Here is a 22,665-nt window from a genome sequence, read left to right on the forward strand (position 1 = left end):
CAGCGCGGTCAGCTCCGGCCGCGGCCGGCCGGGGCCCGGCTCAGTCGCAGCCACAGCCGCTCGCCGCCACCGGGAGGGGCTCGGGTACACCGATCTTGGGCAGGCCCAGGAGCACGCCGGCCGGCTGGGTCTGCTTGCCCGCCTTCTCGGCGTTGCGCTTCTCCCAGGCGTCGCCCGCGCGCGTGCGGCGCACGTCCAGCACGGGGCCCTCGGCGAGGAGGTGGTGCGGGGCGGCGTAGGTGATCTCGACCGTGACCACGTCGCCGGGGCGGACCTCCTGGTCCGGCTTGGTGAAGTGGACGAGGCGGTTGTCGGGGGCGCGACCGGACAGGCGGTGGGTGCTGTCGTCCTTGCGGCCCTCGCCCTCGGCGACCATCAGCTCCAGCGTGCGGCCGACCTGCTTCTTGTTCTCCTCCCAGGAGATCTCCTCCTGGAGGGCGACCAGACGCTCGTAGCGCTCCTGGACGACCTTCTTGGGGATCTGGCCGTCCATCTCGGCGGCCGGGGTGCCCGGGCGCTTGGAGTACTGGAAGGTGAAGGCCTGGGCGAAGCGGGCCTCGCGCACCACGTGCAGCGTCTGCTCGAAGTCCTCGTCGGTCTCGCCGGGGAAGCCCACGATGATGTCGGTGCTGATCGCGGCGTGCGGGATGGCGGCGCGGACCTTCTCGATGATCCCCAGGTAGCGCTCCTGGCGGTAGGAGCGGCGCATGGCCTTCAGGACCGTGTCCGAGCCGGACTGGAGCGGCATGTGCAGCTGCGGCATCACGTTCGGCGTCTCGGCCATGGCGGCGATGACGTCGTCGGTGAAGTCGCGCGGGTGCGGGGAGGTGAAGCGGACGCGCTCCAGGCCGTCGATCTTCCCGCAGGCCCGCAGCAGCTTGCTGAAGGCCTCGCGGTCGCCGATGTCGGAGCCGTACGCGTTGACGTTCTGCCCGAGGAGCGTGATCTCGGAGACGCCCTCGGCGACCAGGGCCTCGATCTCGGCGAGGATGTCGCCGGGGCGGCGGTCCTTCTCCTTGCCGCGCAGGGCCGGGACGATGCAGAAGGTGCAGGTGTTGTTGCAGCCGACGGAGATGGAGACCCAGGCCGCGTACGCGCTCTCGCGCCGCGTCGGCAGCGTGGACGGGAACGCCTCCAGCGACTCGGCGATCTCGACCTGCGCCTCCTCCTGCACGCGCGCGCGTTCCAGCAGGACCGGCAGCTTGCCGATGTTGTGCGTGCCGAAGACGACGTCCACCCAGGGCGCCTTCTTCACGATGGTGTCGCGGTCCTTCTGCGCCAGGCAGCCGCCGACCGCGATCTGCATGCCCGGGCGGGCGGCCTTCTTCGGCGCGAGGTGGCCGAGGTTGCCGTACAGCTTGTTGTCGGCGTTCTCCCGCACGGCGCAGGTGTTGAACACGACGACGTCGGCCTCGTCGGCGCCCTCGGCGGCGCGGACGTAGCCCGCGTCCTCCAGCAGACCGGCCAATCGCTCGGAGTCGTGGACGTTCATCTGGCACCCGTAGGTGCGTACCTCATATGTGCGCGTGCCGCCCACTGACTGGCTCCGGTCGATGCTGCTCATGGGGACAAGGGTAGGCGGTCGCCGGGAGTGGCTCGGCCGCCTGTGGACAACCCGGGCCCGGGCTCAGGCCTCGATGAGACCGGCGCGGATCGCATACCTGGTCAGCTCCAGACGGTCGCGCATGCCGAGCTTCTGGAGGAGGTTGGCGCGGTGGCGTTCGACCGTCTTGGCGCTGATGAAGAGGAGTTCGCCGATCTCCTTGGAGGTGTGGCCCTCGGCGACCAGCTTGAGGATCTCCTCCTCGCGTTCGGTGATGGCGCGTTCCGGCAGGCCGTCGCCGCGGTGCAGCCGCTCCAGGTAGGAGCGGACGAGGGTCCGCTCGGCGCCCGGGTAGATGAACGGCTCGTCGCGTACGGCCGCCCGGCAGGCCTCGACCAGGTCGCGGTCGGCGACGGACTTGAGGACGTAGCCGCTGGCTCCGGCCCTGAGCGCCTCGAAGAAGTACTCCTCGTTGTCGTACATCGTCAGGATCAGGATGTGCAGGTCGGGCAGCCGGCGGGAGAGCTCGCGGGCGGCCTGGAGGCCGGTCATGCGGGGCATGGCGACGTCCAGGACGGCCAGGTCGACGGCGGTTTCCCGGGCCTTCGCGACGGCCTCGGCCCCGTCCCCGGCCTCGGCCACGACCGTCAGGTCGGGCTCCCCGTCCAGGATGAGACGCACGCCCCGGCGCACGAGGGTGTGGTCGTCGGCGAGCAGGACTCGGATCGGTGTGGACATCAGCGGGGCCCTTCGGTCGCTGGTTCGCGCGAGGTCACCGGGATGCGCAGCCGTACGTCGGTGCCCCCGCCCGGCGCCGGTTCCAGGGTGAGAGCGGCCCCGATCAGCAGCGCGCGTTCGCGCATACCCGTGATGCCGGAGCCCTCGGGGGCGTCGCCGAGGCCCGTGCCGTTGTCGCGTACGAGGAGTTCGACGCCGCCGGGGACCGGCCGGAGGCGGAGTTCGGCACGGTCGGCGCCGGCGTGCCGGGCGGTGTTGGTCAGGCCTTCCTGGGCCACTCGGTAGACGACGAGTTCCGATTCCGGGTTCAGGGCGGGGAGGTCGCCGGTGACGTGGTGGCGCACGGTCAGCCCGTGGGTCGTGAACTCGGCGGCGAGCGAGCGCAGGGCGCTGGCGAGGCCGAGCTCCTCCAGAACGCCGGGGCGCAGCCGCCGGGCGATCCGGCGGATCTCGTCCAGGCCGGCCCGGGTCGCCTCCTGCGCCTGGCCGACCTCGTCGCGCAGGTCTTCGGGCGCCCGGTCCGCGACGCGCTTGAGCTGGAGGAGGACGGCGGTCAGGGTCTGCCCGACCTCGTCGTGGAGCTCCCTGGCGATCCGGTGCCGTTCGCTCTCCTGTGCGGACAGCGCCCGGGCGGCGCCCGCGGCCCGCTCGGCCTCCAGCCGGTCGAGCATCGCGTTGTACGTCGTGATCAGCCCGGCCGTCTCCGCGGGTCCTGCGACCACCGGGCGGGAGCCCGGACGCAGCAGGTCCACGGTGGCCATGGCCCGGTCGAGCCGTTGCAGGGGCCCGAGACCGAAGCGCAGCACGAGCGCGTTGCCGGCGAGCAGCATCGCCAGGCCGCCGAGCAGGACGAGCGCCTCGCCCGCCAGGACGGGGGTCGACACGGTGACCGGGCCGAGCAGCAACGCCGTGGCCACGACCAGGCCGGCCGCGTTGAGCGAGAAGATCCGCCAGAACAACGACACGTTCCTGGATCCGCTCCTTCCGGACTTCGCGTATGACCCGGCTGATCCGGCCTCTGACCCGGCTGATCCGGCCTCTGACCCGGCTGACCCGGCCTCTGACCCGGCTGACCCGGCCTCTGACCCGGCCTTCGCGTCCTCGGCCCTCGCGTCCCTTGCCTGCGCGTCCTCGGCCCTCGCGTCCGACACCGCCCCCTCCACCCTCTCCGGCGACCGGCCGCCGCGCATATCCGTGACGACACCCATGTCGCCACCGTACGGCTGGATGACAGCATGCGGACTTGACCCGTCCGTTGATCGACACCGTTCACCAGACCGATAAAGCCAGACGAACAAGGGGAAGAAACGTGTCAGCTCCGCGCCTGAGGGCGACGCCGCTGCCGGGCATCGGGGTCCAGTACGACCTGGAGACCCGGGAACACCGCCATCTGTCGGTGGTGGCGCACCGCGACGGCACGCGCACGGTGAACGTGTACCGGGCCGACGACCCGGACTCCTGCGCGCAGTCGCTGCGGCTGACCAGTTCGGAGGCGGGGTCGCTGATCGACGCGCTGAAGCCGTCCCACCACAGCCCGAGTCTGCTGTACACCACGGACCTGGGGCTGGTCGCCGAGCGGATCGAGGTGGCCGCGACCTCGCGCTGGAACGGGCGGGTGCTGGGCGACATGCGGATGCGTACGGAGACGGGCGCGTCGGTCGTGGCGGTGCTGCGCCGGGCCGAGGCCATTCCCTCTCCCGCGCCGGACTTCCGGCTGGCGGGCGGTGACACGCTGATCGTCGTCGGTACCCGTGAGGGCGTCGACGCCGCCGCGACGATACTCGGTCGGGAGTGAGCCGGTGCACTCCGCGGTTCTGCTGATCGAGTTCGGTTCCATCATCCTCGGCCTCGGCCTGCTCGGCCGGTTCGCCGCCCGTTTCCGGCTCTCGCCGATCCCGCTGTACCTGCTGGCCGGTCTGGCCTTCGGCGAGGGCGGTCTGCTGCCGCTGGGCGCGAGCGAGGAGTTCGTCGCCACCGGCGCCGAGATCGGCGTCATCCTGCTGCTGTTGATGCTGGGCCTGGAGTACACGGCGAGCGATCTGGTCTCCAACCTCAAGACCCACTACCCGTCCGGTCTGGTCGACTGCGCGCTCAACGCGCTGCCGGGTGCGGCGGTGGCGCTGCTGCTCGGCTGGGGGCCGGTGGCCGCCGTCGTCCTCGCCGGTGTCACCTGGATCTCGTCGTCCGGCGTGATCGCGAAGGTGCTCGGCGATCTGGGCCGGGTCGGCAACCGGGAGACGCCGGTGATCCTCAGCGTGCTCGTGCTGGAGGATCTCGCGATGGCGGTGTATCTGCCCATCGTCACGGCGCTGGTGGCGGGAGCCGGGCTGCTGGCCGGCAGCCTGACCCTGGCGATCGCGCTGGGCGCGGCGGGCATCGTCCTGTTCCTGGCCCTGCGTTACGGCAGGGTGATCTCCCGCTTCGTCTCCAGCGACGACCCGGAGAAGCTGCTGCTGGTCGTGCTGGGTCTGACGATCCTGGTCGCGGGTGTGGCACAGCAGCTCCAGGTGTCGGCGGCGGTGGGGGCCTTCCTGGTGGGCATCGCGCTGTCGGGAGAGGTGGCGGAGGGTGCGCACACGCTCCTCAGCCCCTTGCGTGATCTGTTCGCGGCGGTCTTCTTCGTCTTCTTCGGCCTGCACACCGACCCGTCCAGCATCCCGCCCGTTCTGCTGCCCGCTCTGGGTCTGGCCGTCGTCACCGCCCTGACGAAGATCGCCACCGGCTACTGGGCGGCGCGGCGGGCGGGGATCTCCGTCAAGGGCCGCTGGCGTGCGGGCGGCGCGCTGGTGGCCCGCGGCGAGTTCTCGATCGTCATCGCCGGTCTGGCCGTCTCGGCGGGCATCGAACCGTCCCTCGGCCCCCTGGCCACGGCCTACGTCCTCATCCTGGTCGTCCTGGGCCCGCTCACGGCGCGCTACACGGAGCCCGTGGCGACCTGGTGGACCCGACGCCGCGAGCCACGCCGGGACACGGCACAGACGGCGCCGCGCACCACGGAGGCGGACGCGCAGGTGGCCGACTGAGGGGCGGCGCCGAAGGGGATACGGCAGGGAAGGGCGCAGTGGAGCCGCCGTCGGTGCGGGCGGCGGCTCAGGCGCCTGCGGCCGGTTCCCACCCCTGCTTCCTCAGCACCCCCGGCACATCCGGTGCCTCGTAGTGCTCCCCCTTGAGCACCTTGCCGTCCTCGCGGCGGGAGACGGAGCCGTCGGGACCGATCTTGGTCATGTTGGAACGGTGGATCTCGGTCAGCACCGCGTCGAGGTCTATGCCGTGGACGAGGGCGGTGCCGTACGCCACGTAGACCACGTCGGCGAGTTCGTGCGCGAGCCGGTCGAGCGGGCCCGTCACCGACACCTCGGCGACCTCCGCGGCCTCCTCCGCGAGGAGTTCGCCGCGGTGGGCGGCGAGTTCCGGGGACACCTCCGTCGGGGTACTGCGGGCGTCCAGGCCGAAGGCGAGGTGGAATTCACGGACCAGGTCAGCGGGCGAGGAGCTCATGGGGCCGACTGTAGTGGCCGCCACTGACACTCCCCTCACCCCCCACCGTGTGAGCCCGCCCCTGGTCAGCGGGGCACCACGGCTGGCAGGATCTCGCGCATGCCCAAGACGTTCCCCCCTCTCGGCAGGCGCCGGGCCCTTCAGGGCGGCGCCGCCGCCCTTGTGGTCCTCGGGCTGCTCCTGTGGTGGCTGCGCCCCTGGGCCGAGGAGCCTCCGAGCGGGACGATCAGGTTCAGCACGGGCACCCAGGCGGGGGTCTACCACGAGTACGGCAAGCTCCTGCGCACCGAGATCGACAAGGACATGCCCGATCTGAAGGTGCGGTTGCTGACCAGTGCCGGCTCGCAGGAGAACGTCGCGGACGTGGCGACGGGCAAGGCCGACTTCGCGATCGCCGCGGCCGACGCGGTGGCCACGTACAAGCTCGACAACAGCACGGGCGCCGATCGCCTGCGCGGGGTCGCGCGCCTGTACGACGACTACGCCCAACTCGTCGTACCGCCGGACTCGGACATCCGCTCCGTCGCGGACCTGCGGGGCAAGCGCGTGGCCATAGGGCTGCCGAACTCCGGCGTACGGCTGATCGCGAACGGCGTGCTCAGGGCGGCCGGCATCGACCCGGAGAAGGACATCAAGCCGTCGTCGGACGGCATCGACACCGGGCCCAAACGGCTGGGACACGGGCTCGACGCGTTCTTCTGGTCCGGCGGACTGCCCACGGACGGGCTCAGCCGTCTGGCGAAGAAGTCGGCGTCGGCCTTCCGCTTCGTGCCGATCGACGTCGGCCTCGTGGCCAAGCTGCACGACCAGGGCGGTGCCACGCGCTACTACCGCGCCACAAAGATGCCGGAGTCGGCCTACCCCACGATCCAGCGCGGCGACCCGGTCCCCACCCTGGCGGTGTCCAACCTGCTGGTCACGCGCGACGACCTGGACCCCCGGCTCACCGAGTGGCTGACCCGTACGGTGATCGACAGCCGGGACGGCATCGGCGCGACCGTCCACTCCGCCCAGCTGGTCGACGTCCGCACGGCGATCTACACCGATCCGCTCAAGCTGCACGACGGGGCCCGGCGCTACTACCGGTCCGTCAAGCCGTAGCCCGCCCTCGACCCGGCCTCGGCTTCGGCCTCGGTGACGCGCGTGCCCGAGGCGCCCTCGGCTACGCCGGTCCGACCCTGGGCACCGTCACCGTCACCTTCAGCCCGTGCGGCTCATGATGGTCGTACGCGATCGAACCGCCGCCCGCCGCGAGCAGCGCCCGCGAGATGGACAGGCCCAGGCCCGAGCCCTTGATGTTCTGGTGGCGGCTGCTGCGCCAGAAGCGGTCGCCGATGCGGGCCAGTTCCTCGTCGGTGAGGCCCGGACCCTCATCGGTCACGACGACGGTGGAGGTGTCGCCCTTCGGGGTGACGGTCACCTCGACGGTCCGGCCCTCGGGCGTGAACTTCACCGCGTTGTCGATGATCCCGTCCAGCGCGCTGGACAGCGCCACCGGATCGGCCCACGCGGTCGTCGGCGGGCAGTCGGCCACCAGGCGTACGCCCTTGGCCTCGGCGGTCGGGGACCAGGCCGCGACCCGTTCGGCCGTGAGCTCGCCGATGTCGGTGATCTTCAGATCGGCCTCGGTGTGCTCGGCCAGGGCCAGGTCGAGCAGATCGTCCAGGACCTGCGCGAGGCGTTTGCCCTCGGACTGGACCGAGGCGATCTCCTTGTTGCCCTCGGGCAGCTCGAAGGAGAGCAGCTCGATGCGCAGCAGCAGCGCCGCGAGCGGGTTGCGCAGCTGGTGCGAGGCATCGGCGACGAAGGCGCGCTGCTGCTCCAGCACGTCCTCGACGTTGTCCGCCATCTCGTTGAACGACCGGGCCAGGCGCCTGAGTTCCGGCGGACCGCCGGCGGCGGCGACCCGGGACTTCAGCCGCCCCGTGGCGATGTCGTGGGTGGTGGCGTCCAGCACCCTTACGGGCTTGAGCACCCAGCCGGTCAGCCGCAGGGCGGCGCCGACGGCCAGCAGCATCGCGGCGAACTCCCCCGCGCCGATGACCAGCCAGCCGTGCAGCGTGCGCGAGCGCAGCTGCCCGGTGGGCGAGTCGGTGACGACGACCGCGACGACGTCACCGTCCCTGATGACCGGCGAGGCGACGACCAGGTTGCGGCGCTGCCAGGGCCACACCTGCCGCGGATCGTGGCTGCGGCGGCTGAGCAGCGCCTCGTCGAAGGCGTCGCGTACCTCACCCTCCTTCGGCAGGGACCACCGGGCAGGTGCGTGGGCCATGGCACTGCCACTGCGGTAGAAGACACCGGCACGGATGCCGTAGACCGTGTAGTAGTTGTCGAGTTCGCGGCCGAGTGTGGCCAGGCGCTCGTTCTCGAAAGCGCTGGCGGTCCCGGTGGGCGAGTCGGTGACGAACTGGGCGAGGGCCGCGAAGCGCGCCGTGTCGTCGATGCGGTCGACGACGACCTTCTGCTGCTGGGCGCCGGCCAGGCTGACGGCGAGCGGGACGCCGAGCGCGAGCAGCACCGCCGCCATCAGGACGATCAGCAGCGGGAGCAGACGAGTGCGCACGCGGCCCCGCTATCCGGCAGGCGCGACGAGCCGGTAGCCGACTCCGCGTACGGTCTCGATGAGGGCCGGCATCCGCAGCTTGGAGCGCAGGGACGCCACGTGCACCTCCAGCGTGCGCCCGGTCCCCTCCCAGCTGGTCCGCCACACCTCGCTGATGATCTGCTCCCGGCGGAAGACCACCCCGGGCCGCTGCGCGAGCAGGGCCAGGAGATCGAACTCCTTGCGGGTCAGCTGGATCACGGTTCCGTCCACGCTGACCCGGCGCGTGGGCAGTTCGATGTGCACCGGGCCGAGGCGCAGCTCCGTCTCGATGCCGCTGGAGGTGTCCTCCTGCGAGGTGCGCCGGCTGACCGCGTGGATGCGGGCGAGCAGTTCCCCGGTGTCGTACGGCTTCACCACGTAGTCGTCGGCGCCGAGGTTGAGGCCGTGGATGCGGGAGCGCACGTCGGAGCGGGCGGTGACCATGATCACCGGTGTGCTGGTGCGCTTGCGGATCTTGCCGCAGACCTCGTATCCGTCCTGGTCGGGCAGGCCGAGGTCGAGCAGGACGACACCGAAGCCGTCGACCTCCGGGACCAGCGCCTGAAGGGCCTCTTCGCCGCTGCGCGCGTGCGTGACGTCGAACCCGTGCCGCGCCAGGACCGCCGACAGGGCGGCGGCGACGTGGTTGTCGTCCTCGACGAGCAGCAGTCTCACCCGGGCCCCCTTCGGTTCACTGGTCGTACGATCTATCTGTGTACAAAAACGCGTGCACGCGCGCGCGTGCACCTTGTGCAGTCACGCTGATGGATGAGGACGGCGTCAAGAGGGTTCCGGTTGCGGAGAGCTTCCGTTACCCGGCCGATATGAGCGCTGCCCATAAGTGCTACGACACGTGTCCGATTGCTATCGGATCGTGATGCTCAGATTCCCCTCAGATGTAATGACGCAGGTCGTAGAGGGTTACTACTGTCCTCCGAAACCGAGGAGGACGGAGCCTGAGAGCGATGACCGAAGTATCGGTGGCCAAGGAAGATGTGGCCGCGACCGGAGAACTGGTCGTCCTGAAGAGCGTCAACAAGCACTTCGGCGCGTTGCACGTACTCCAGGACATCGACCTGACGATCGCGCGCGGTGAAGTCGTCGTGGTCATCGGACCCTCCGGGTCCGGCAAGTCCACGCTGTGCCGCACCATCAACCGCCTGGAGACGATCGACTCCGGCTCGATCACGATCGACGGCAAGCCGCTGCCCTCCGAGGGCAGGGAGCTGGCCCGGCTGCGGGCCGACGTCGGGATGGTCTTCCAGTCCTTCAATCTCTTCGCGCACAAGACCGTGCTCGAGAACGTGATGCTCGGCCAGATCAAGGTCCGCAAGAAGGACAAGGCCGCGGCCGAGGAGCGGGCCCGTGCCCTGCTCGACCGGGTCGGCGTGACCGCGCAGGCCGAGAAGTACCCGGCACAGCTCTCCGGCGGCCAGCAGCAGCGCGTCGCGATCGCGCGGGCACTGGCCATGGAGCCGAAGGTCATGCTCTTCGACGAGCCGACCTCCGCGCTCGACCCCGAGATGATCAACGAGGTGCTGGAGGTCATGCAGCAGCTCGCCCGGGACGGCATGACCATGATCGTCGTCACCCATGAGATGGGTTTCGCACGATCGGCCGCAAACCGCGTGGTGTTCATGGCGGACGGCCGAATCGTCGAGGAGGCTGCGCCCGACCAGTTCTTCAGCAACCCGCGCAGCGACCGTGCCAAGGACTTCTTGTCGAAGATCCTGCATCACTAGGGCGCGCGTCGCTCCTGCGACGACCCGCGTCACCCGAAACGACGGTTTTTCTCTTCACGGCAAAGGATGTTCACCATGAAGCTCCGCAAGGTCTCCGCCGCAGCCGCCACCGCTCTCGTTCTCGCCCTGACCGCCACCGCCTGTGGTGGCGATGACGGCGGTGACTCGAACTCCGGCTCCGGCTCCGGCGGCGGCGACAAGATCAAGATCGGCATCAAGTACGACCAGCCCGGTCTGGGCCTGAAGGAGCCCGACGGTTCCTTCTCCGGCTTCGACGTGGACGTGGCGACGTACGTGGCCAAGGAACTGGGCTACAAGCCCGACCAGATCGAGTGGGTCGAGACCAAGAGCGCCGACCGCGAGAACGCGCTGTCCCGCGGTGACGTGAAGATGATCGCGGCCACGTACTCGATCACCGACGAGCGCAAGCAGAAGGTCGACTTCGCCGGTCCGTACCTGCTGGCCCACCAGGACCTGCTGGTGAAGAAGGACTCGGACATCACCAAGGCCACGGACCTGAACGAGAAGAAGCTGTGCTCGGTGGCCGGCTCGACCTCGGCGCAGAACGTCAAGGACGACTTCGCACCGAAGGCCCAGCTGGACCAGCGCGGTGGCTACTCGGAGTGCCTCGCCGCCCTGCAGAGCGGTGCCGTGGACGCGCTGACCACCGACGACTCGATCCTCGCGGGTTACGCCGCGCAGGAGCAGTACAAGGGTCAGTTCAAGCTGGCCGGCCTGAAGCTGAGCAACGAGAACTACGGCATCGGCGTCAAGAAGGGCGACAAGGCGACCCTCGACAAGGTCAACGCCGCCCTCGAGAAGATGGTCAGCGACAAGTCCTGGGACAAGGCCGTCAAGGAGAACTTCGGCCCGGCGAACTACAAGAACGAGCCCGCCCCGAAGATCGGCCAGATCGTCCAGTAACGCGGGACTTCGCCGACGCAGGATCCCCGCAGTCCCTGCGGGGATCCGCAGGCGCGCCGCTATCACGTCTCTGACGGCGGCGCGCCACGTCCGCCACCTACGCCACCCACCCGGAAGCGCGGGAGATCGTGTTCGACTTTCTTTCAAAATATGACGACCCGTCCGTGCTGGGCGCTTTCTGGGTCACAATTCAGCTCACCGTCTTCTCGGCCATCGGTTCCCTGATCTGGGGCACCCTCCTGGCGGCCATGCGGGTCAGCCCCGTCCCACTGATGCGCGGTTTCGGCACTGCCTACGTGAACGTTGTCCGGAACATCCCGCTGACCGTCATCATCGTCTTCACGTCGCTCGGCCTCGCCGACATCTTCGGCATGACGATGGGCGCGACCGATGACTTCGAGCTCAAGAACTTCCGACTGGCTCTCCTCGGTCTCATTGCCTATACGGCTGCCTTCGTCTGCGAAGCCATCCGCTCCGGCATCAACACCGTGCCCGTCGGTCAAGCGGAGGCGGCACGGGCCATCGGGCTCAGCTTCAGTCAGGTACTGAGGCTCGTCGTACTGCCGCAGGCGTTCCGCTCCGTCATCGGACCCCTGGCCAACGTGCTCATCGCGTTGACCAAGAACACCACCGTGGCGGCTGCGATCGGCGTGGCTGAGGCCGCCCTCCTGATGAAGGAGATGATCGAGAACGAGGCACAGACGCTGCTCATCGGCGCGATCTTCGCCTTCGGGTTCGTGGTACTGACTCTGCCCACCGGCCTGATCCTCGGCTGGCTGAGCAAGCGACTGGCGGTGAAGCGATGACGTCCGTTCTCTACGACGCCCCGGGCCCGAAGGCCAAGCGGCGCAACCTGCTGTTCTCGGTGCTCTTCTTCGTTCTGCTCGCCCTGCTCCTGTGGTGGGTCTGGCAGACGCTGGACGACAAGAACCAGCTGGAGTGGTCCCTCTGGAAGCCGTTCACCACGTCCGAGGCCTGGACGACCTATCTGCTGCCCGGTCTGGGCGACACGCTGAAGGCCTCAGCCCTCGCCATGGTCATCGCCCTCCCGCTGGGCGCCGTCCTGGGCATCCTGCGCCTGTCCGACCACCGCTGGGTGCGCATCCCGGCCGGCGCCGTGGTCGAGTTCTTCCGGGCCATTCCGGTGCTGCTGCTCATGCTGTTCGCCAACGAGTTCTACGTCCGCTCTACGGGCATCCCCAGCGATGAGCGGCCCCTGTACGCGGTCGTCACCGGACTGGTGCTCTACAACGCGTCGGTCCTCGCCGAGATCGTCCGCGCGGGCATCCTCTCCCTGCCCAAGGGGCAGTCGGAGGCCGCCATGGCGATCGGCCTGCGCAAGAGCCAGACGATGTCGAGCATCCTGCTCCCGCAGGCCGTCACCGCCATGCTGCCCGCCATCGTCAGCCAGCTGGTCGTCATCGTGAAGGACACCGCGCTGGGCGGCGTGATGCTCGGGTTCACCGAGCTGCTCAGCACACGTGCGACGCTCGCGGCCAACTACGCGAACGTCATCCCCAGCTTCATCGTCGTGGCGGTCATCTTCATCATCCTGAACTTCATCCTCACCTCCTTCGCCTCCTGGCTGGAGGGCAGGCTGCGCCGCAGCAAGCGCAGCACAGGGGCTGTTCTCGGTGCCGACAAGGTCGACGACGTGAACGCGGCCGAGGTGGGCGGCACCTACGGCACTGGTGCCGAGGGCAGGCTCTGACGGCCCGCCAACCGGCAGGACTGTGGCCCGCCAGATTTCTGGCGGGCCACAGTCCTGCCGAGACCTGAGCCATCCGGCTCCCGGCCACCCACCAAGTGACGAGCGTGCCGCCCGGCTACCCTTGGTGCGGCGGCATGATCGCCACCGGCCGCCGGTCACTTGACGCAAGCACCGGCAATGGGTTGCATACGTTCTGTGATCGTGCACCCTGCTCCAACTTCCTGTTCACCTACGTCTCTCAGGACATCACCACGGGCAGGGGGCGCCGCGCCGTGGACCCGGTGATCATCGTCGGAGCGGGGCCCGTCGGGCTCACGCTCGCCCTGGCGCTGGCGCGTCAGGAGGTGCCGTGCGTCGTCCTCGACGAGGGGCCGGGCAAGGACGAACCCCGTGCGGCGCGCACCGTCGTCCTGCGCGAGGACACCGCCGCTCTCGTGGAACGGCTGACCGGCGTGCCCCTGTCCCGGGCCGGTGCCCACTGGGCCGGATGGCGGTCGATGCGGCGCAAGCAGGTGATGCGCGAGATCGTTTTCGACGGCACCGAGCCCGCCCCCCTCCACATCGCCCAGCACGTGCTGACCGGCGCCCTGCGCGCGGCCCTTTCCGGCGAACGGCTCGTCAAGGTCGCGGTGGAGAGCCGGCTCGACGACATCGAACAGGAGTCCTCGGGCGTCACGGCCCACACCCGCGGCCCCAAAGGCACCTGGTGGCGCGGCAGTTATCTGGTCGGCTGCGACGGCCCACGCTCGACCGTGCGCAAACTCCAGGACATCCGCTTCCCGGGCCGTACGGCGGTGGAACGTCACGCCGTTGCCGCGCTGCGTACGGAACTGCCCTGGCACGACGAGGCGTTGCTGCACCGCATGCCACCGTGGCGCATGTCGGGCCCCTCGGCAGGTGAGGTCACCGCGCGCCCGCTGCCCGACGGCGTCTGGCGTCTGGACTGGCTCCTGCCGCCCGGCAAGGACCTGGTCACCCCCGAACTGCTGCTGACCCGCATCCGGGAGACCCTGGCCGGCTGGTCGGGCGGCACGACCCCGCCGTACGAACTGCTGGACACCGGAGTCCACACGGTCCACCACCGGCTGGCCCGCCGCTGGCGCGCCGACCGCGTCTTCCTCGCCGGGGACGCGGCCCACCTGCTCGGCGCGCTGGGCACGCACGGTCTTGACGAGGGCCTCAGGGACGCGGACAACCTCGCCTGGAAGCTGGCCCTGGCCTGGCACCACGGGCCGCACGACGCGCTCCTCGACAGCTACCAGACCGAGCGCCGGGCGGTCGTCGCCGCCCGGTTGCGCGCTGCCGACCAGGCACTGCCACTGCTGCGCGGCGGCGGAGGCCTGCGCTCCTACGTCCCCGGCTCGTCCCGGGGCCACGACGCGCTCCTCACGGACGGTCACTTGGGGCATGGCCAACTGGGCGCGCCGGGGGCGTACGCCGACTCGCCCCTCGCGCCCCCACGCCTCGAGGGAGAGACCCCCGTCGACACACCGCCCGGAGCCCCGGTCACCGACGTGCGGGTCACCGCCGAGGACGGCACCTTCGTACGGCTGCGGGACCGGCTCGGCCGCGGCGCGCTGCTCGTGGTGCTCATCGCGCCGGGCACGGGTGTGTGGGAGCGCAAGCACTGGGTCAGCGCCGGCATTATGCCCCGGCTCGCGGCCGCCGTCACGGCACTGCCGCACCCCGCCGAACTACTGGTCGCCGAGAGCTATCCGGGTGCTGCCGCGCACACGGTGCTCCTGGTGCGGCCCGACGGGCACCTCGTCACCGCGCTGAGCGGAGTGCGCCCGGACGACCTGTACGCGGCGGCGGAGGCCGTGGTGGGCGGGCCGGTGAAGGCACGGGCCGAAGCCGGTGCGTCGGCCGGCTCTCGCTGACGCCGGCACCGGGGTGACGTGCTCACTGTCACCGTGCGTCCGCATGGTGACAGTGAGTTGACCGGTCCGGGCGGTCATGGTGTACTCCGGTGCGTGACCGACACCTGTGTGCGCCTGTGGCGGAGGGTCCATATGGACCTCGTCCGCTATGCGGGCTGCGTGTGTCGCCCGTCCTGCTGACTTCGCCTCCCTCTTCCTCTGTGCGCGCGCCGCGCTCTGTCTGCCGCGGCCGACGCGCCTGATCCGCGAACCCTCATCAGGACCGTCAGGACGGCACCCGTGTCTGTATCCCCATCCCCTTCCGCATCCCCCGCTGTCTCCTCTCCGGGATCCGCTCCGGGATCCGCTCCGGGATCCACCCCCGGATCCGCTTCCGGCTCATCGTCTGCCTCCTCCGCCGTTTCGACGCCCGCTCAGGCCGACCTCTTCGACTTCGTGCGGCGTACGGCCGCCGACACCGAACTGATCGCCTCCCTGCCGCTCGACCCGGAAGGCCGCACCTGGGTGCGGCTGGACGGGCCCGGCGGCAGCGAGGCCTGGCTGATCGGCTGGCCGCCCGGCACGGGCACCGGCTGGCACGACCACGCCGACTCCGTCGGCGCCTTCCTGACCGCGTCGGGCGAGCTCAAGGAGAACTCACTTGCCGCGCGGCTGCCCACCGACGGCTGGAAGACGCTGGAGCTCACCGACGGTGTCGACCGCGAACGCCGGCTGCGGTCCGGCCAGGGCCGCGCCTTCGGCCGCCACCACGTCCACGAGGTGCTCAACGAGTCCCCCGACCGGCATGCGATCTCCGTCCACGCCTACTACCCGCCCCTGCCGCGGATCCGCCGCTACAGCCGCAGCGGGTCGATTCTGCGGCTCGAGCAGGTGGAACGACCGGAGGACTGGCAGTGAGCGCGACGCACGAGCGGGTGAGTGACGGTAACGGCAGTGGCAGCAGCAGTGGTGGTGGTGTCCAACGTCCCGTCGGTATTGATGAGTTGCTGGAGCGCGTGCGGGCGGGCTACGAGCGGATCGAGCCGCAGGAGGCGTACGAGGCCGCGCTGGCCGGTGACGCGCTGCTGGTGGACATCCGCTACGCGGCCCTGCGCGAACGGGACGGTCTGATCTCCGGCGCCCTCGTCGTCGAGCGCAACGAGCTGGAGTGGCGCCTCGACCCGCAGGGCAGCCACCGTCTCCCCGAGGCGACGAGCCACGCCCTGCGCGTCGTCGTGATCTGCAACGAGGGGTACGCCTCCAGCCTGGCGGTCCAGTCCCTGCACCAGCTGGGACTGCACCGGGCCACTGATCTGGTCGGCGGGTTCCAGGCTTGGCGGGCGGCGGGGCTTCCGGTGGTGTGACTCCGGGGGCTCGACAGCGGCGCGGCCCCATGAGGGTCGCGCCTCAGACCCCCTCGTCCCCGAGGAACTCCGTGTCCTCGCCCTCCTCCTCCAGCGCCTGCCGGACCACGCGCAGGGCCATGCCCTCGGGGTAGCCCTTGCGGGCGAGCATGCCCGCGAGGCGGCGGAGCCGCTTGTCCCGGTCGAGCCCCCGGGTGGAGCGGAGCTTGCGCGCGACGAGTTCCCGCGCGGTCTCCTCCTCCTGCTCGGAGTCGAGCTGGGAGACGGCCTCGTCGATCAGCGTGGAGTCGACGCCCTTGGTCCGCAGCTCCCGGGCGAGCGCACGCCGGGCCAGTCCCCGGCCGTGGTGCCGGGATTCCACCCAGGCGTCCGCGAAGGCGCCGTCATTGATGAGGCCTACCTCTTCGAACCGCGACAGCACCTCCTCGGCGGCGTCGTCCGGGATCTGCCGCTTGCGCAGGGCGTCGGCGAGTTGCTTGCGGGTCCGCGGGGTCCCGGTGAGCAGGCGCAGGCAGATCGCCCGAGCCTGCTCGACCGGGTCCCCCGGAGGTTCCCCCTGCTCGGCCCTCGACGAGGAGAGAGAACCTCCGCTTTCGGCATCCGCCGCGTCGAAGCCGCGCCGGCGGCGCCCACGTCCACGCCTGCCGGGCGGCCCATCGCCGCGCGAGCCGTCCCTGGAGGAACCGCCTCCGCGTGCGCCTCCAGCCGATGAGCCTCTGCCGGACGGGCCGCCGCCCAGGGAGGCGTCCCCGTACGGCCCGTCAGCCTCGTACCGCCCGTCCTCCCCGTCCACGGCCGAGCCCGTCTCCCCTCCGGTGCCCCTCCCCCGTGGGGCACCGGAGGCGGCGTACTCGTACTCCGCCCAGTCGGTTCGTCGTGTCACGGGTCAGCTCTTGGCTGCGGCGGCCTTGGACTTGGCGGTCTTGGCCGGTGCCGGGGCGGGGACCGCCGCAGCCTCGGCCGGTGCCGGAGAAACCGCCGCGTCCGTGCCCGGCTCGACGGCCGGCTCCTCGGGACGCACGCCGACGCCCAGCTTCTCCTTGATCTTCTTCTCGATCTCGTTGGCCAGGTCGGGGTTGTCCTTCAGGAAGTTGCGCGCGTTCTCCTTGCCCTGGCCGAGCTGGTCGCCCTCGTACGTGTACCAGGCGCCGGCCTTGCGGACGAAGCCGTGCTCCACGCCCATGTCGATCAGGCCGCCCTCGCGGCTGATGCCGTGACCGTAGAGGATGTCGAACTCGGCCTGCTTGAAGGGCGGCGCGACCTTGTTCTTGACGACCTTGCAGCGGGTGCGGTTGCCGACCGCGTCCGTGCCGTCCTTCAGGGTCTCGATGCGGCGGATGTCGATACGCACCGAGGCGTAGAACTTCAGCGCCCGGCCACCGGTCGTGGTCTCCGGGGAGCCGAACATCACGCCGATCTTCTCGCGGAGCTGGTTGATGAAGATCGCGGTGGTCTTGGACTGGTTGAGCGCGCTGGTGATCTTCCGCAGGGCCTGGCTCATCAGACGGGCCTGCAGACCCACGTGGCTGTCGCCCATCTCGCCCTCGATCTCCGCGCGCGGGACGAGCGCCGCGACGGAGTCGATGACGATGAGGTCGAGGGCACCGGAGCGGACCAGCATGTCCACGATCTCCAGGGCCTGCTCGCCGTTGTCCGGCTGGGAGAGGATGAGGTTGTCGATGTCGACGCCGAGCTTCTTCGCGTACTCGGGGTCGAGTGCGTGCTCCGCGTCGACGAAGGCGACCTGGCCACCGGCCTTCTGCGCGTTCGCCACCGCGTGCAGGGTCAGGGTGGTCTTACCGGAGGACTCCGGTCCATAGATCTCCACGACACGGCCGCGGGGCAGGCCGCCCACGCCGAGGGCCACGTCGAGGGCGGTGGATCCGGTCGGGATGACCTCGATGGGCTCATTCGTCCGGTCACCCATGCGCATGACCGCGCCCTTGCCGAATTGCCGTTCAATCTGTGCGAGAGCGGCATCCAGGGCCTTCTCGCGGTCGGTTCCTGCCATGGGTTCCACCCGATTTGCTTGAGTCGATCGCTTCACGTCAAAGACGCTAACGCCTGCCACTGACAATGCGCCTCGACGCACGTCCGGCCTGTGGATAACTCGGGCACTTCTCCACCCAAAGTACGTCGAACTGCCCGTCGTTGAGCTTCGCCGGAGACTCCATAAGAATGGATGTTCGATTTTCGTGTCAAGCGCACCACAGGGCACCTGCGTGACACCCGGCGGCGACTCAGTCCGGGCCCTGCCCGGACTCCCCGTCCTCGGGCCGCTCCGTCCCGGCCCGCCGTACCCACAGCTGCCTCGCGCGCGAGACGAGGCTCGGCCCCTCCCCGCGTCGGCGATGGCCGTGCACCCGGGGGTCGTCCGTGACGGCGTACCGCTTCACGTACGCCCCCAGGAAGGCCTGGAGCGTGGCGATGGCGGGAATGGCGATCAGCGCGCCGACCGCGCCCAGGAGCGCGGTGCCCGCGATGACCGAGCCGAAGGCGACCGCCGGGTGGATGTCGACGGTCTTGGACGTCAGCTTCGGCTGGAGCACGTAGTTCTCGAACTGCTGGTAGATCACCACGAAGATCAGCACCCACAGCGCGTACCAGGGGTTGACCGTGAACGCGATCAGCATGGGCAGCGCGCCCGCGAGATACGTGCCGATGGTGGGGATGAACTGCGACACCAGGCCCACCCACACGGCGAGCACGGGCGCGTAGGGCACGTCCAGGGCCTGCAGGAGGACGAAGTGCGCTATGCCGGAGATCAGTGCCATCAGGCCGCGCGAGTAGATGTAGCCGCCGGTCTTGTTCACGGCGATCTCCCAGGCGCGCAGCACCTCGGCCTGCCGGGCGGGCGGCAGGAGGGAGCAGATCGTGCGGCGCAGTCGCGGGCCGTCCGCGGCGAAGTAGAACGAGAACAGCGCGATCGTCAGCAGTTGGAAGAGGCCCCCGATGACCTGGGCAGAGACGTCCAGGACACCCGTGGCGCTGTTCTGCACGTAGTTGCGCAGCCAGTCGGAGCGCAGGAGGCCCTCCTGGATGTCCACGCGTTTCAGGTCGGTCTTGAAGTGCGTGTTGATCCAGTTGATGACGGAGTCGAGGTAGGCCGGGAAGCCCTCGATCATTTTGATGATCTGGTCCGCGAGGATGGAGCCGAGCAGCGTGACGAAACCCGCCGCCACGATGATCACGCCGATGAAGACGATGAACGTGGCCAGTCCCCGGCGCATCCCGCGCGAGGCCATCCAGCTCACCGCCGGTTCTATGGCGAGCGCCAGGAAGAACGCGATGAGGATGTTGATCAGCAGGCCGGTGAGCTGGTGGAAGGCCCAAGTGCCCAGCTGGAACAGGGCGACGAGGGTGAGTGCGAGCACCAGGGCGCGCGGCAGCCAGCGCGGCATGCGGCCGTTCGCCCCAGTGTCTCCGGCCGGGGGCGGGGGCGGGGCGGGCGGTGTCGTACCGAACGGGGAGGACTGCGGGGCTGCCTGCCCGGTCTCGTCAGTGGGTGCCACGCACCAAGTCTCACCCACGCCACCGACAGCCGTCTGCCCGCCTGCGATCTTCGTGGGCCGTCGGTCAGCGGTCTCCACGACGGGTCAACGCTTCTCCCTCGGCACGTCCATCACCGCGCACACCACCTGCCAGACCTCCTTGGCGCCCCAGCCGGCGTCGAGCGCCTCGTGGACGGTGCGACCGCCGAGCTCCGCCATCACATGGTCACGCGCGAAGGTGTCCGCGTACCCCGGACCGAAGTGCTCCGCCATCCGCTGCCAGAAGACCGTCAACCGCATGACTCCAGTATCCCGCCCCTGAGGGTGGGCCTGGGCCGGGACCGCCTGCCGGCGCCGTGTTCCGTCCTACGGTCTGATCCATGGCCGAAACAGGAGCTCCCTCACTCCCCCAGTCGCCCCCGCCGCACACCCCCGTGGCGCGTGCGGAGCGCTTCGTCTGGCTCACCGCGCGCGTGCTCGAGCAGCGCCTCTTCGCCCACCACTTCCGGGGCGGCGGCGCCGACCCGGTGGAGACCGCCCTGGACGCCTACCGCAACGAGGACGGCGGGTACGGCCACGCGCTGGAGCCCGATCTGCGCGGACCGGTCAGCCAGCCGCTGCACACCGCCCGCGCGCTGCGCGTCCTGGACGCCGTGGGGCGCTGCGCCGGTCAGCGGGTGGAACACGTGTGCCGCTATCTGACGTCCGTCTCCTCGGCGGACGGCGCCCTCCCGGCGATCCACCCCAGCCAGCGCGGCTACCCGGCGGCACCCTTCGTGCCGGTCGTGGACGACCCGCCCAGCGACCTCCTGGCCACCGGGCCGGTGGTGGGGCTGCTGCACCGCAACGAGGTGTGGCACGCCTGGCTGTTCCGGGCCACGGACTTCTGCTGGCAGGCGGTCGAGTCCCTGGAGAAGTCCCACCCGTACGAGATCGAGGCCGCCGTGGCCTTCCTCGACTCCGCCCCGGACCGCCCGCGCGCGGAGGCGGCCGCCGACCGTCTGGGCCGTCTGGTCCGCGAGCACCGTCTGGCGGCTCTGGACCCCGACGACCTGGACGCGTACCCGGTCTCTCCCGGTTACGCCCCGGGCGAGCACCACTTCCCGTACGACTACGCGAGGACACCGAGCTCCCTCGCGCGCGCGTGGTTCACGGACGACGAGATGGCCCGCTCCCTGGACCACCTCGCGGCCCGGCAGCAGGAGGACGGCGGCTGGCCCCTCAGCTGGCGCCGCTGGGCCCCGGCTCCCGCCCTGGAGGCCCGTCCAGCGGTGACGATCGAGGCCCTGCTCACCCTCAGGGCATACGGCCGGGGCATCGGCTGATCAGGCCCCCATGGCCCGCACTCCCGCGGTCACCACCACGGCCGCCGCGACGACGAGCAGGAACGGTGCCCGCAGCATCAGCGCCACGGCGGCGGCTCCGAGTCCGGCGGCCCGCGCGTCCAGGACCAGCGTCTGCCCGTCGGCGAAGGTCTGCTGGGCCGTGAGGGCCGCCAGCAGCGCGACGGGCAGCAGCGCGGCGAGCCGCTTCACGACGGGCCGCTCGAGAGCCCCCGCGGGCACCAGCAGCCCGGCCAGCTTGACGGCGTAGCACCCGAGGACGGTCACACCGATCGCGATCCAGACGTTCACTCCTGCTCCCCCTGTCCCTTGCGACGGCCGTCCGCCCAGAGCACGACCGGCGCCGCCAGCGCGGCCAGCAGAACCGGCACGCCGGCGGGCAGCACCGGCAGCAACCCGAGCCCCAGCAGCACGGCGAGCCCGGCGACGGCCCGCTCGGTGCCGGTCTTCAGCATCGGCGCGAGCAGCGCCAGGAACACCGCGGGTCCCGCCGCGTCCAGCCCCCAGGCGTCGGTGTCCCCGATGGCCTCGGCGCCCAGGGCACCGAGCAGCGTGGTGAGGTTCCACAGGACGTACAGGCTCAGTCCCGTCACCAGGAACCCGATCCGCGCACTGCGCCGCGTGGGCTGTGCTAGCGCGACGGCGGCCGTCTCGTCGATCACCCACTGGGCGGCGAACGGCCGCACCGCGCGCGGGAGGGCCAGCACCTGCGACAGACGCAGGCCGTAGAAGGCGTTCCGCACGCCCAGGAAGAAGGCCCCGGCCGCCGCCGTGAACGGGCCGCCACCGGCCGCGAGGGCGCCCACCAGGGCGAACTGGGACGCCCCGGTGAACACCAGCAGACTGAGCGCGCACGTCTGCATCAGCGTGAGTCCGGCGCCCGCCGACGTCACCCCGAAGGCGAAGCCGGAGAGCCCGACGGCCACCCCGACCCCCAGGGCGTCCCGCACGACGGCCCGGTCCGTCTTCCCACCGGTCTCTGTATCTCCGAGAATTGTCCGATCTGCCACGCCCGCACGCTACGAGGCGCCGCTACCGCAGGTCTTGTACGTTCTTGCGCTCCCGCTGATAGGCCCCGGGAGGCACCCCGACCATCCGGCTGAAGTGCCGGTTGAGATGCGGCTGGTCGGTGAATCCCACGGTCACGGCGACCTCCGAGGGTGCCGTCCCGAGGTCCAGCAGCCGCCGCGCCCGCCGTACCCGCGCGTCCGTGAGCCACGCGTGCGGCGGCATCCCGTAGGCGTCCCGGAAGGCCCGCAGCAAGGCGAACGGGCTGGTCCCGAGATCGGCCGCCAACCGCTCCAGGGTCGGCGGCCGAGCCATCCGCTCCTCCAGCACGGCACGCGCGCGTGCGGCGACCCGGGCCCCCGCCGTCCGCACCTCCCGACGCGGCATGGGCCCGCCGTTCAGCCGCAGCAACCTGGTCACGGCGACCCGCAGCAGTGTGTCCGCGGCCAGCGCGTTGCCCTCGTCGGCGGCGCGCAGCACCTGATGCACCAGCCCGACGGCATACGGGTCATCCACCACCGGGCTGACGAACCCCGGTGTCCCCCGCAGCGTCGTGGTCTCGGCCGCGATCTCCGCCACCACGTCGACGGACGGATACACGGCCCCGTACCGCCACCCCTCGGGCACACCGGCCCGCCCCGTGTGCGGCGTATCCGGATTCACCAGCGCGAGCGCACCGGCGCCCGCGTACTGGTCGCCCCCGCCGTGGTGGAAGACCTCCACCCCGTCGGCGATGGCGGCGATCACGAAGTTCTCGTGCGTATGCCGCACGAACGTCTTCCGCACGTACCGGGCCCGCAGCAGATCCACCCCGGGCAGCTCCTCGTACTGCCAGTGCCGCGCACGCTCGCTCATAC

General features: G+C 70.6%; 24 protein-coding genes and 1 pseudogene. 12 read left to right on the plus strand and 13 right to left on the minus strand.

Annotated features, from left to right (window positions below; genetic code table 11):
• Positions 1 to 40: 40 nt before the first annotated feature.
• The 3 genes from miaB to ACZ3I3_RS14370 all read right to left on the minus strand — a co-directional run bounded on the left by miaB (position 41) and on the right by ACZ3I3_RS14370 (position 3,246).
• Positions 41 to 1,564, minus strand: coding sequence for a tRNA (N6-isopentenyl adenosine(37)-C2)-methylthiotransferase MiaB (gene miaB / locus ACZ3I3_RS14360; protein ID WP_467364919.1), 1,524 nt, complete (start codon positions 1,562 to 1,564; stop codon positions 41 to 43).
• Positions 1,565 to 1,627: 63 nt separating this feature from the next.
• Positions 1,628 to 2,281, minus strand: a complete 654-nt coding sequence (locus ACZ3I3_RS14365) for a response regulator (RefSeq protein ID WP_467364921.1) — start codon at positions 2,279 to 2,281, stop codon at positions 1,628 to 1,630.
• Entirely contained in the window at positions 2,281 to 3,246 is a 966-nt protein-coding gene (locus ACZ3I3_RS14370; protein WP_467364922.1) for a sensor histidine kinase, read from the minus strand. Before ACZ3I3_RS14370 ends, ACZ3I3_RS14365 begins: the two co-directional genes overlap by 1 nt.
• Before the next feature lie 344 nt (positions 3,247 to 3,590).
• Here ACZ3I3_RS14370 and ACZ3I3_RS14375 point away from each other — a divergent pair, with 344 nt between their 5' ends.
• Positions 3,591 to 4,076, plus strand: a complete 486-nt coding sequence (locus ACZ3I3_RS14375) for a cation:proton antiporter regulatory subunit (protein WP_355855355.1) — start codon at positions 3,591 to 3,593, stop codon at positions 4,074 to 4,076.
• 4 nt (positions 4,077 to 4,080) lie between these two features.
• Positions 4,081 to 5,304, plus strand: a complete 1,224-nt coding sequence (locus ACZ3I3_RS14380) for a cation:proton antiporter (RefSeq protein ID WP_467364925.1) — start codon at positions 4,081 to 4,083, stop codon at positions 5,302 to 5,304.
• Between the two features lie 67 nt (positions 5,305 to 5,371).
• Here the strand turns inward: ACZ3I3_RS14380 and ACZ3I3_RS14385 are convergent, their stop codons facing one another.
• The gene (locus tag ACZ3I3_RS14385) at positions 5,372 to 5,779 is read right to left on the minus strand and encodes a pyrophosphohydrolase domain-containing protein (RefSeq protein ID WP_467364927.1); all 408 of its coding nucleotides are present in this window, start codon (positions 5,777 to 5,779) and stop codon (positions 5,372 to 5,374) included.
• A 99-nt stretch (positions 5,780 to 5,878) separates the two neighbouring features.
• On the opposite strand from ACZ3I3_RS14385, the gene ACZ3I3_RS14390 reads away from it, so the two are divergent.
• Entirely contained in the window at positions 5,879 to 6,880 is a 1,002-nt protein-coding gene (locus tag ACZ3I3_RS14390) for a TAXI family TRAP transporter solute-binding subunit (protein ID WP_467364928.1), read from the plus strand.
• Between the two features lie 61 nt (positions 6,881 to 6,941).
• Here ACZ3I3_RS14390 and ACZ3I3_RS14395 read toward each other — a convergent pair whose 3' ends face one another.
• Together ACZ3I3_RS14395 and ACZ3I3_RS14400 are read right to left on the minus strand one after the other, a co-directional pair.
• On the minus strand, positions 6,942 to 8,345 hold the full coding sequence (locus tag ACZ3I3_RS14395) for a sensor histidine kinase (protein ID WP_467364930.1): 1,404 nt from the start codon (positions 8,343 to 8,345) through the stop codon (positions 6,942 to 6,944).
• Positions 8,346 to 8,354: 9 nt separating this feature from the next.
• Positions 8,355 to 9,041 (minus strand): response regulator transcription factor, encoded by a 687-nt coding sequence (locus ACZ3I3_RS14400; RefSeq protein ID WP_467364932.1) that lies wholly within the window; start codon positions 9,039 to 9,041, stop codon positions 8,355 to 8,357.
• Between the two features lie 290 nt (positions 9,042 to 9,331).
• On the opposite strand from ACZ3I3_RS14400, the gene ACZ3I3_RS14405 reads away from it, so the two are divergent.
• From ACZ3I3_RS14405 to ACZ3I3_RS14440, 8 genes are all read left to right on the plus strand, one after another.
• A complete protein-coding gene (locus ACZ3I3_RS14405; protein ID WP_467364934.1) occupies positions 9,332 to 10,108 on the plus strand; it encodes an amino acid ABC transporter ATP-binding protein in 777 nt (258 codons plus the stop codon).
• 75 nt (positions 10,109 to 10,183) lie between these two features.
• On the plus strand, positions 10,184 to 11,032 hold the full coding sequence (locus ACZ3I3_RS14410; RefSeq protein ID WP_467364935.1) for a glutamate ABC transporter substrate-binding protein: 849 nt from the start codon (positions 10,184 to 10,186) through the stop codon (positions 11,030 to 11,032).
• 128 nt (positions 11,033 to 11,160) lie between these two features.
• Positions 11,161 to 11,838: an amino acid ABC transporter permease gene (locus ACZ3I3_RS14415; RefSeq protein WP_467364937.1), complete on the plus strand. Its 678-nt coding sequence runs from the start codon at positions 11,161 to 11,163 to the stop codon at positions 11,836 to 11,838.
• Positions 11,835 to 12,743: an amino acid ABC transporter permease gene (locus tag ACZ3I3_RS14420; protein ID WP_467364939.1), complete on the plus strand. Its 909-nt coding sequence runs from the start codon at positions 11,835 to 11,837 to the stop codon at positions 12,741 to 12,743. The genes ACZ3I3_RS14415 and ACZ3I3_RS14420 overlap by 4 nt, the downstream gene beginning before the upstream one ends.
• 272 nt (positions 12,744 to 13,015) lie before the next feature.
• Positions 13,016 to 14,623 carry an FAD-dependent monooxygenase gene (locus ACZ3I3_RS14425; RefSeq protein ID WP_467364941.1) on the plus strand — a complete coding sequence of 536 codons (1,608 nt, stop codon included), beginning with the start codon at positions 13,016 to 13,018 and terminating at the stop codon, positions 14,621 to 14,623.
• Positions 14,624 to 14,731: 108 nt separating this feature from the next.
• On the plus strand, positions 14,732 to 14,803 hold the full coding sequence (locus tag ACZ3I3_RS14430) for a putative leader peptide (protein ID WP_309544753.1): 72 nt from the start codon (positions 14,732 to 14,734) through the stop codon (positions 14,801 to 14,803).
• A gap of 99 nt (positions 14,804 to 14,902) precedes the next feature.
• Positions 14,903 to 15,520 carry a cupin domain-containing protein gene (locus tag ACZ3I3_RS14435; protein WP_467364943.1) on the plus strand — a complete coding sequence of 206 codons (618 nt, stop codon included), beginning with the start codon at positions 14,903 to 14,905 and terminating at the stop codon, positions 15,518 to 15,520.
• A 17-nt stretch (positions 15,521 to 15,537) separates the two neighbouring features.
• On the plus strand, positions 15,538 to 15,966 hold the full coding sequence (locus tag ACZ3I3_RS14440; protein ID WP_467365002.1) for a rhodanese-like domain-containing protein: 429 nt from the start codon (positions 15,538 to 15,540) through the stop codon (positions 15,964 to 15,966).
• A 43-nt stretch (positions 15,967 to 16,009) separates the two neighbouring features.
• Here the strand turns inward: ACZ3I3_RS14440 and recX are convergent, their stop codons facing one another.
• From recX to ACZ3I3_RS14460, 4 genes are all read right to left on the minus strand, one after another.
• Positions 16,010 to 16,849, minus strand: a complete 840-nt coding sequence (recX, locus tag ACZ3I3_RS14445) for a recombination regulator RecX (RefSeq protein WP_467364945.1) — start codon at positions 16,847 to 16,849, stop codon at positions 16,010 to 16,012.
• A gap of 3 nt (positions 16,850 to 16,852) precedes the next feature.
• Positions 16,853 to 17,977 carry a recombinase RecA gene (gene recA / locus ACZ3I3_RS14450; protein ID WP_467364947.1) on the minus strand — a complete coding sequence of 375 codons (1,125 nt, stop codon included), beginning with the start codon at positions 17,975 to 17,977 and terminating at the stop codon, positions 16,853 to 16,855.
• Between the two features lie 229 nt (positions 17,978 to 18,206).
• The gene (locus tag ACZ3I3_RS14455) at positions 18,207 to 19,478 is read right to left on the minus strand and encodes an AI-2E family transporter (RefSeq protein ID WP_467364949.1); all 1,272 of its coding nucleotides are present in this window, start codon (positions 19,476 to 19,478) and stop codon (positions 18,207 to 18,209) included.
• A gap of 84 nt (positions 19,479 to 19,562) precedes the next feature.
• Complete coding sequence (locus tag ACZ3I3_RS14460; RefSeq protein ID WP_467364951.1) at positions 19,563 to 19,757, minus strand: DUF3046 domain-containing protein; 195 nt, start codon at positions 19,755 to 19,757, stop codon at positions 19,563 to 19,565.
• 80 nt (positions 19,758 to 19,837) lie between these two features.
• Here ACZ3I3_RS14460 and ACZ3I3_RS14465 point away from each other — a divergent pair, with 80 nt between their 5' ends.
• Positions 19,838 to 20,782 (plus strand): hypothetical protein, encoded by a 945-nt coding sequence (locus ACZ3I3_RS14465; RefSeq protein ID WP_467364953.1) that lies wholly within the window; start codon positions 19,838 to 19,840, stop codon positions 20,780 to 20,782.
• Here ACZ3I3_RS14465 and ACZ3I3_RS14470 read toward each other — a convergent pair whose 3' ends face one another.
• The 3 genes and pseudogenes from ACZ3I3_RS14470 to ACZ3I3_RS14480 form a co-directional block, all read right to left on the minus strand.
• Positions 20,783 to 21,091, minus strand: coding sequence for an AzlD domain-containing protein (locus ACZ3I3_RS14470; protein WP_467364955.1), 309 nt, complete (start codon positions 21,089 to 21,091; stop codon positions 20,783 to 20,785). It lies immediately after the preceding gene.
• On the minus strand, positions 21,088 to 21,795 hold the full coding sequence (locus ACZ3I3_RS14475) for an AzlC family ABC transporter permease (RefSeq protein ID WP_467365003.1): 708 nt from the start codon (positions 21,793 to 21,795) through the stop codon (positions 21,088 to 21,090). The genes ACZ3I3_RS14470 and ACZ3I3_RS14475 overlap by 4 nt, the downstream gene beginning before the upstream one ends.
• Positions 21,690 to 22,663 (minus strand): annotated as a pseudogene (locus tag ACZ3I3_RS14480) (AraC family transcriptional regulator). The gene ACZ3I3_RS14475 and the pseudogene ACZ3I3_RS14480 overlap by 106 nt, the downstream one beginning before the upstream one ends.
• Positions 22,664 to 22,665 lie beyond the last annotated feature (2 nt).

It is taken from the genome of Streptomyces sp. NPDC016851 (assembly GCF_055562795.1).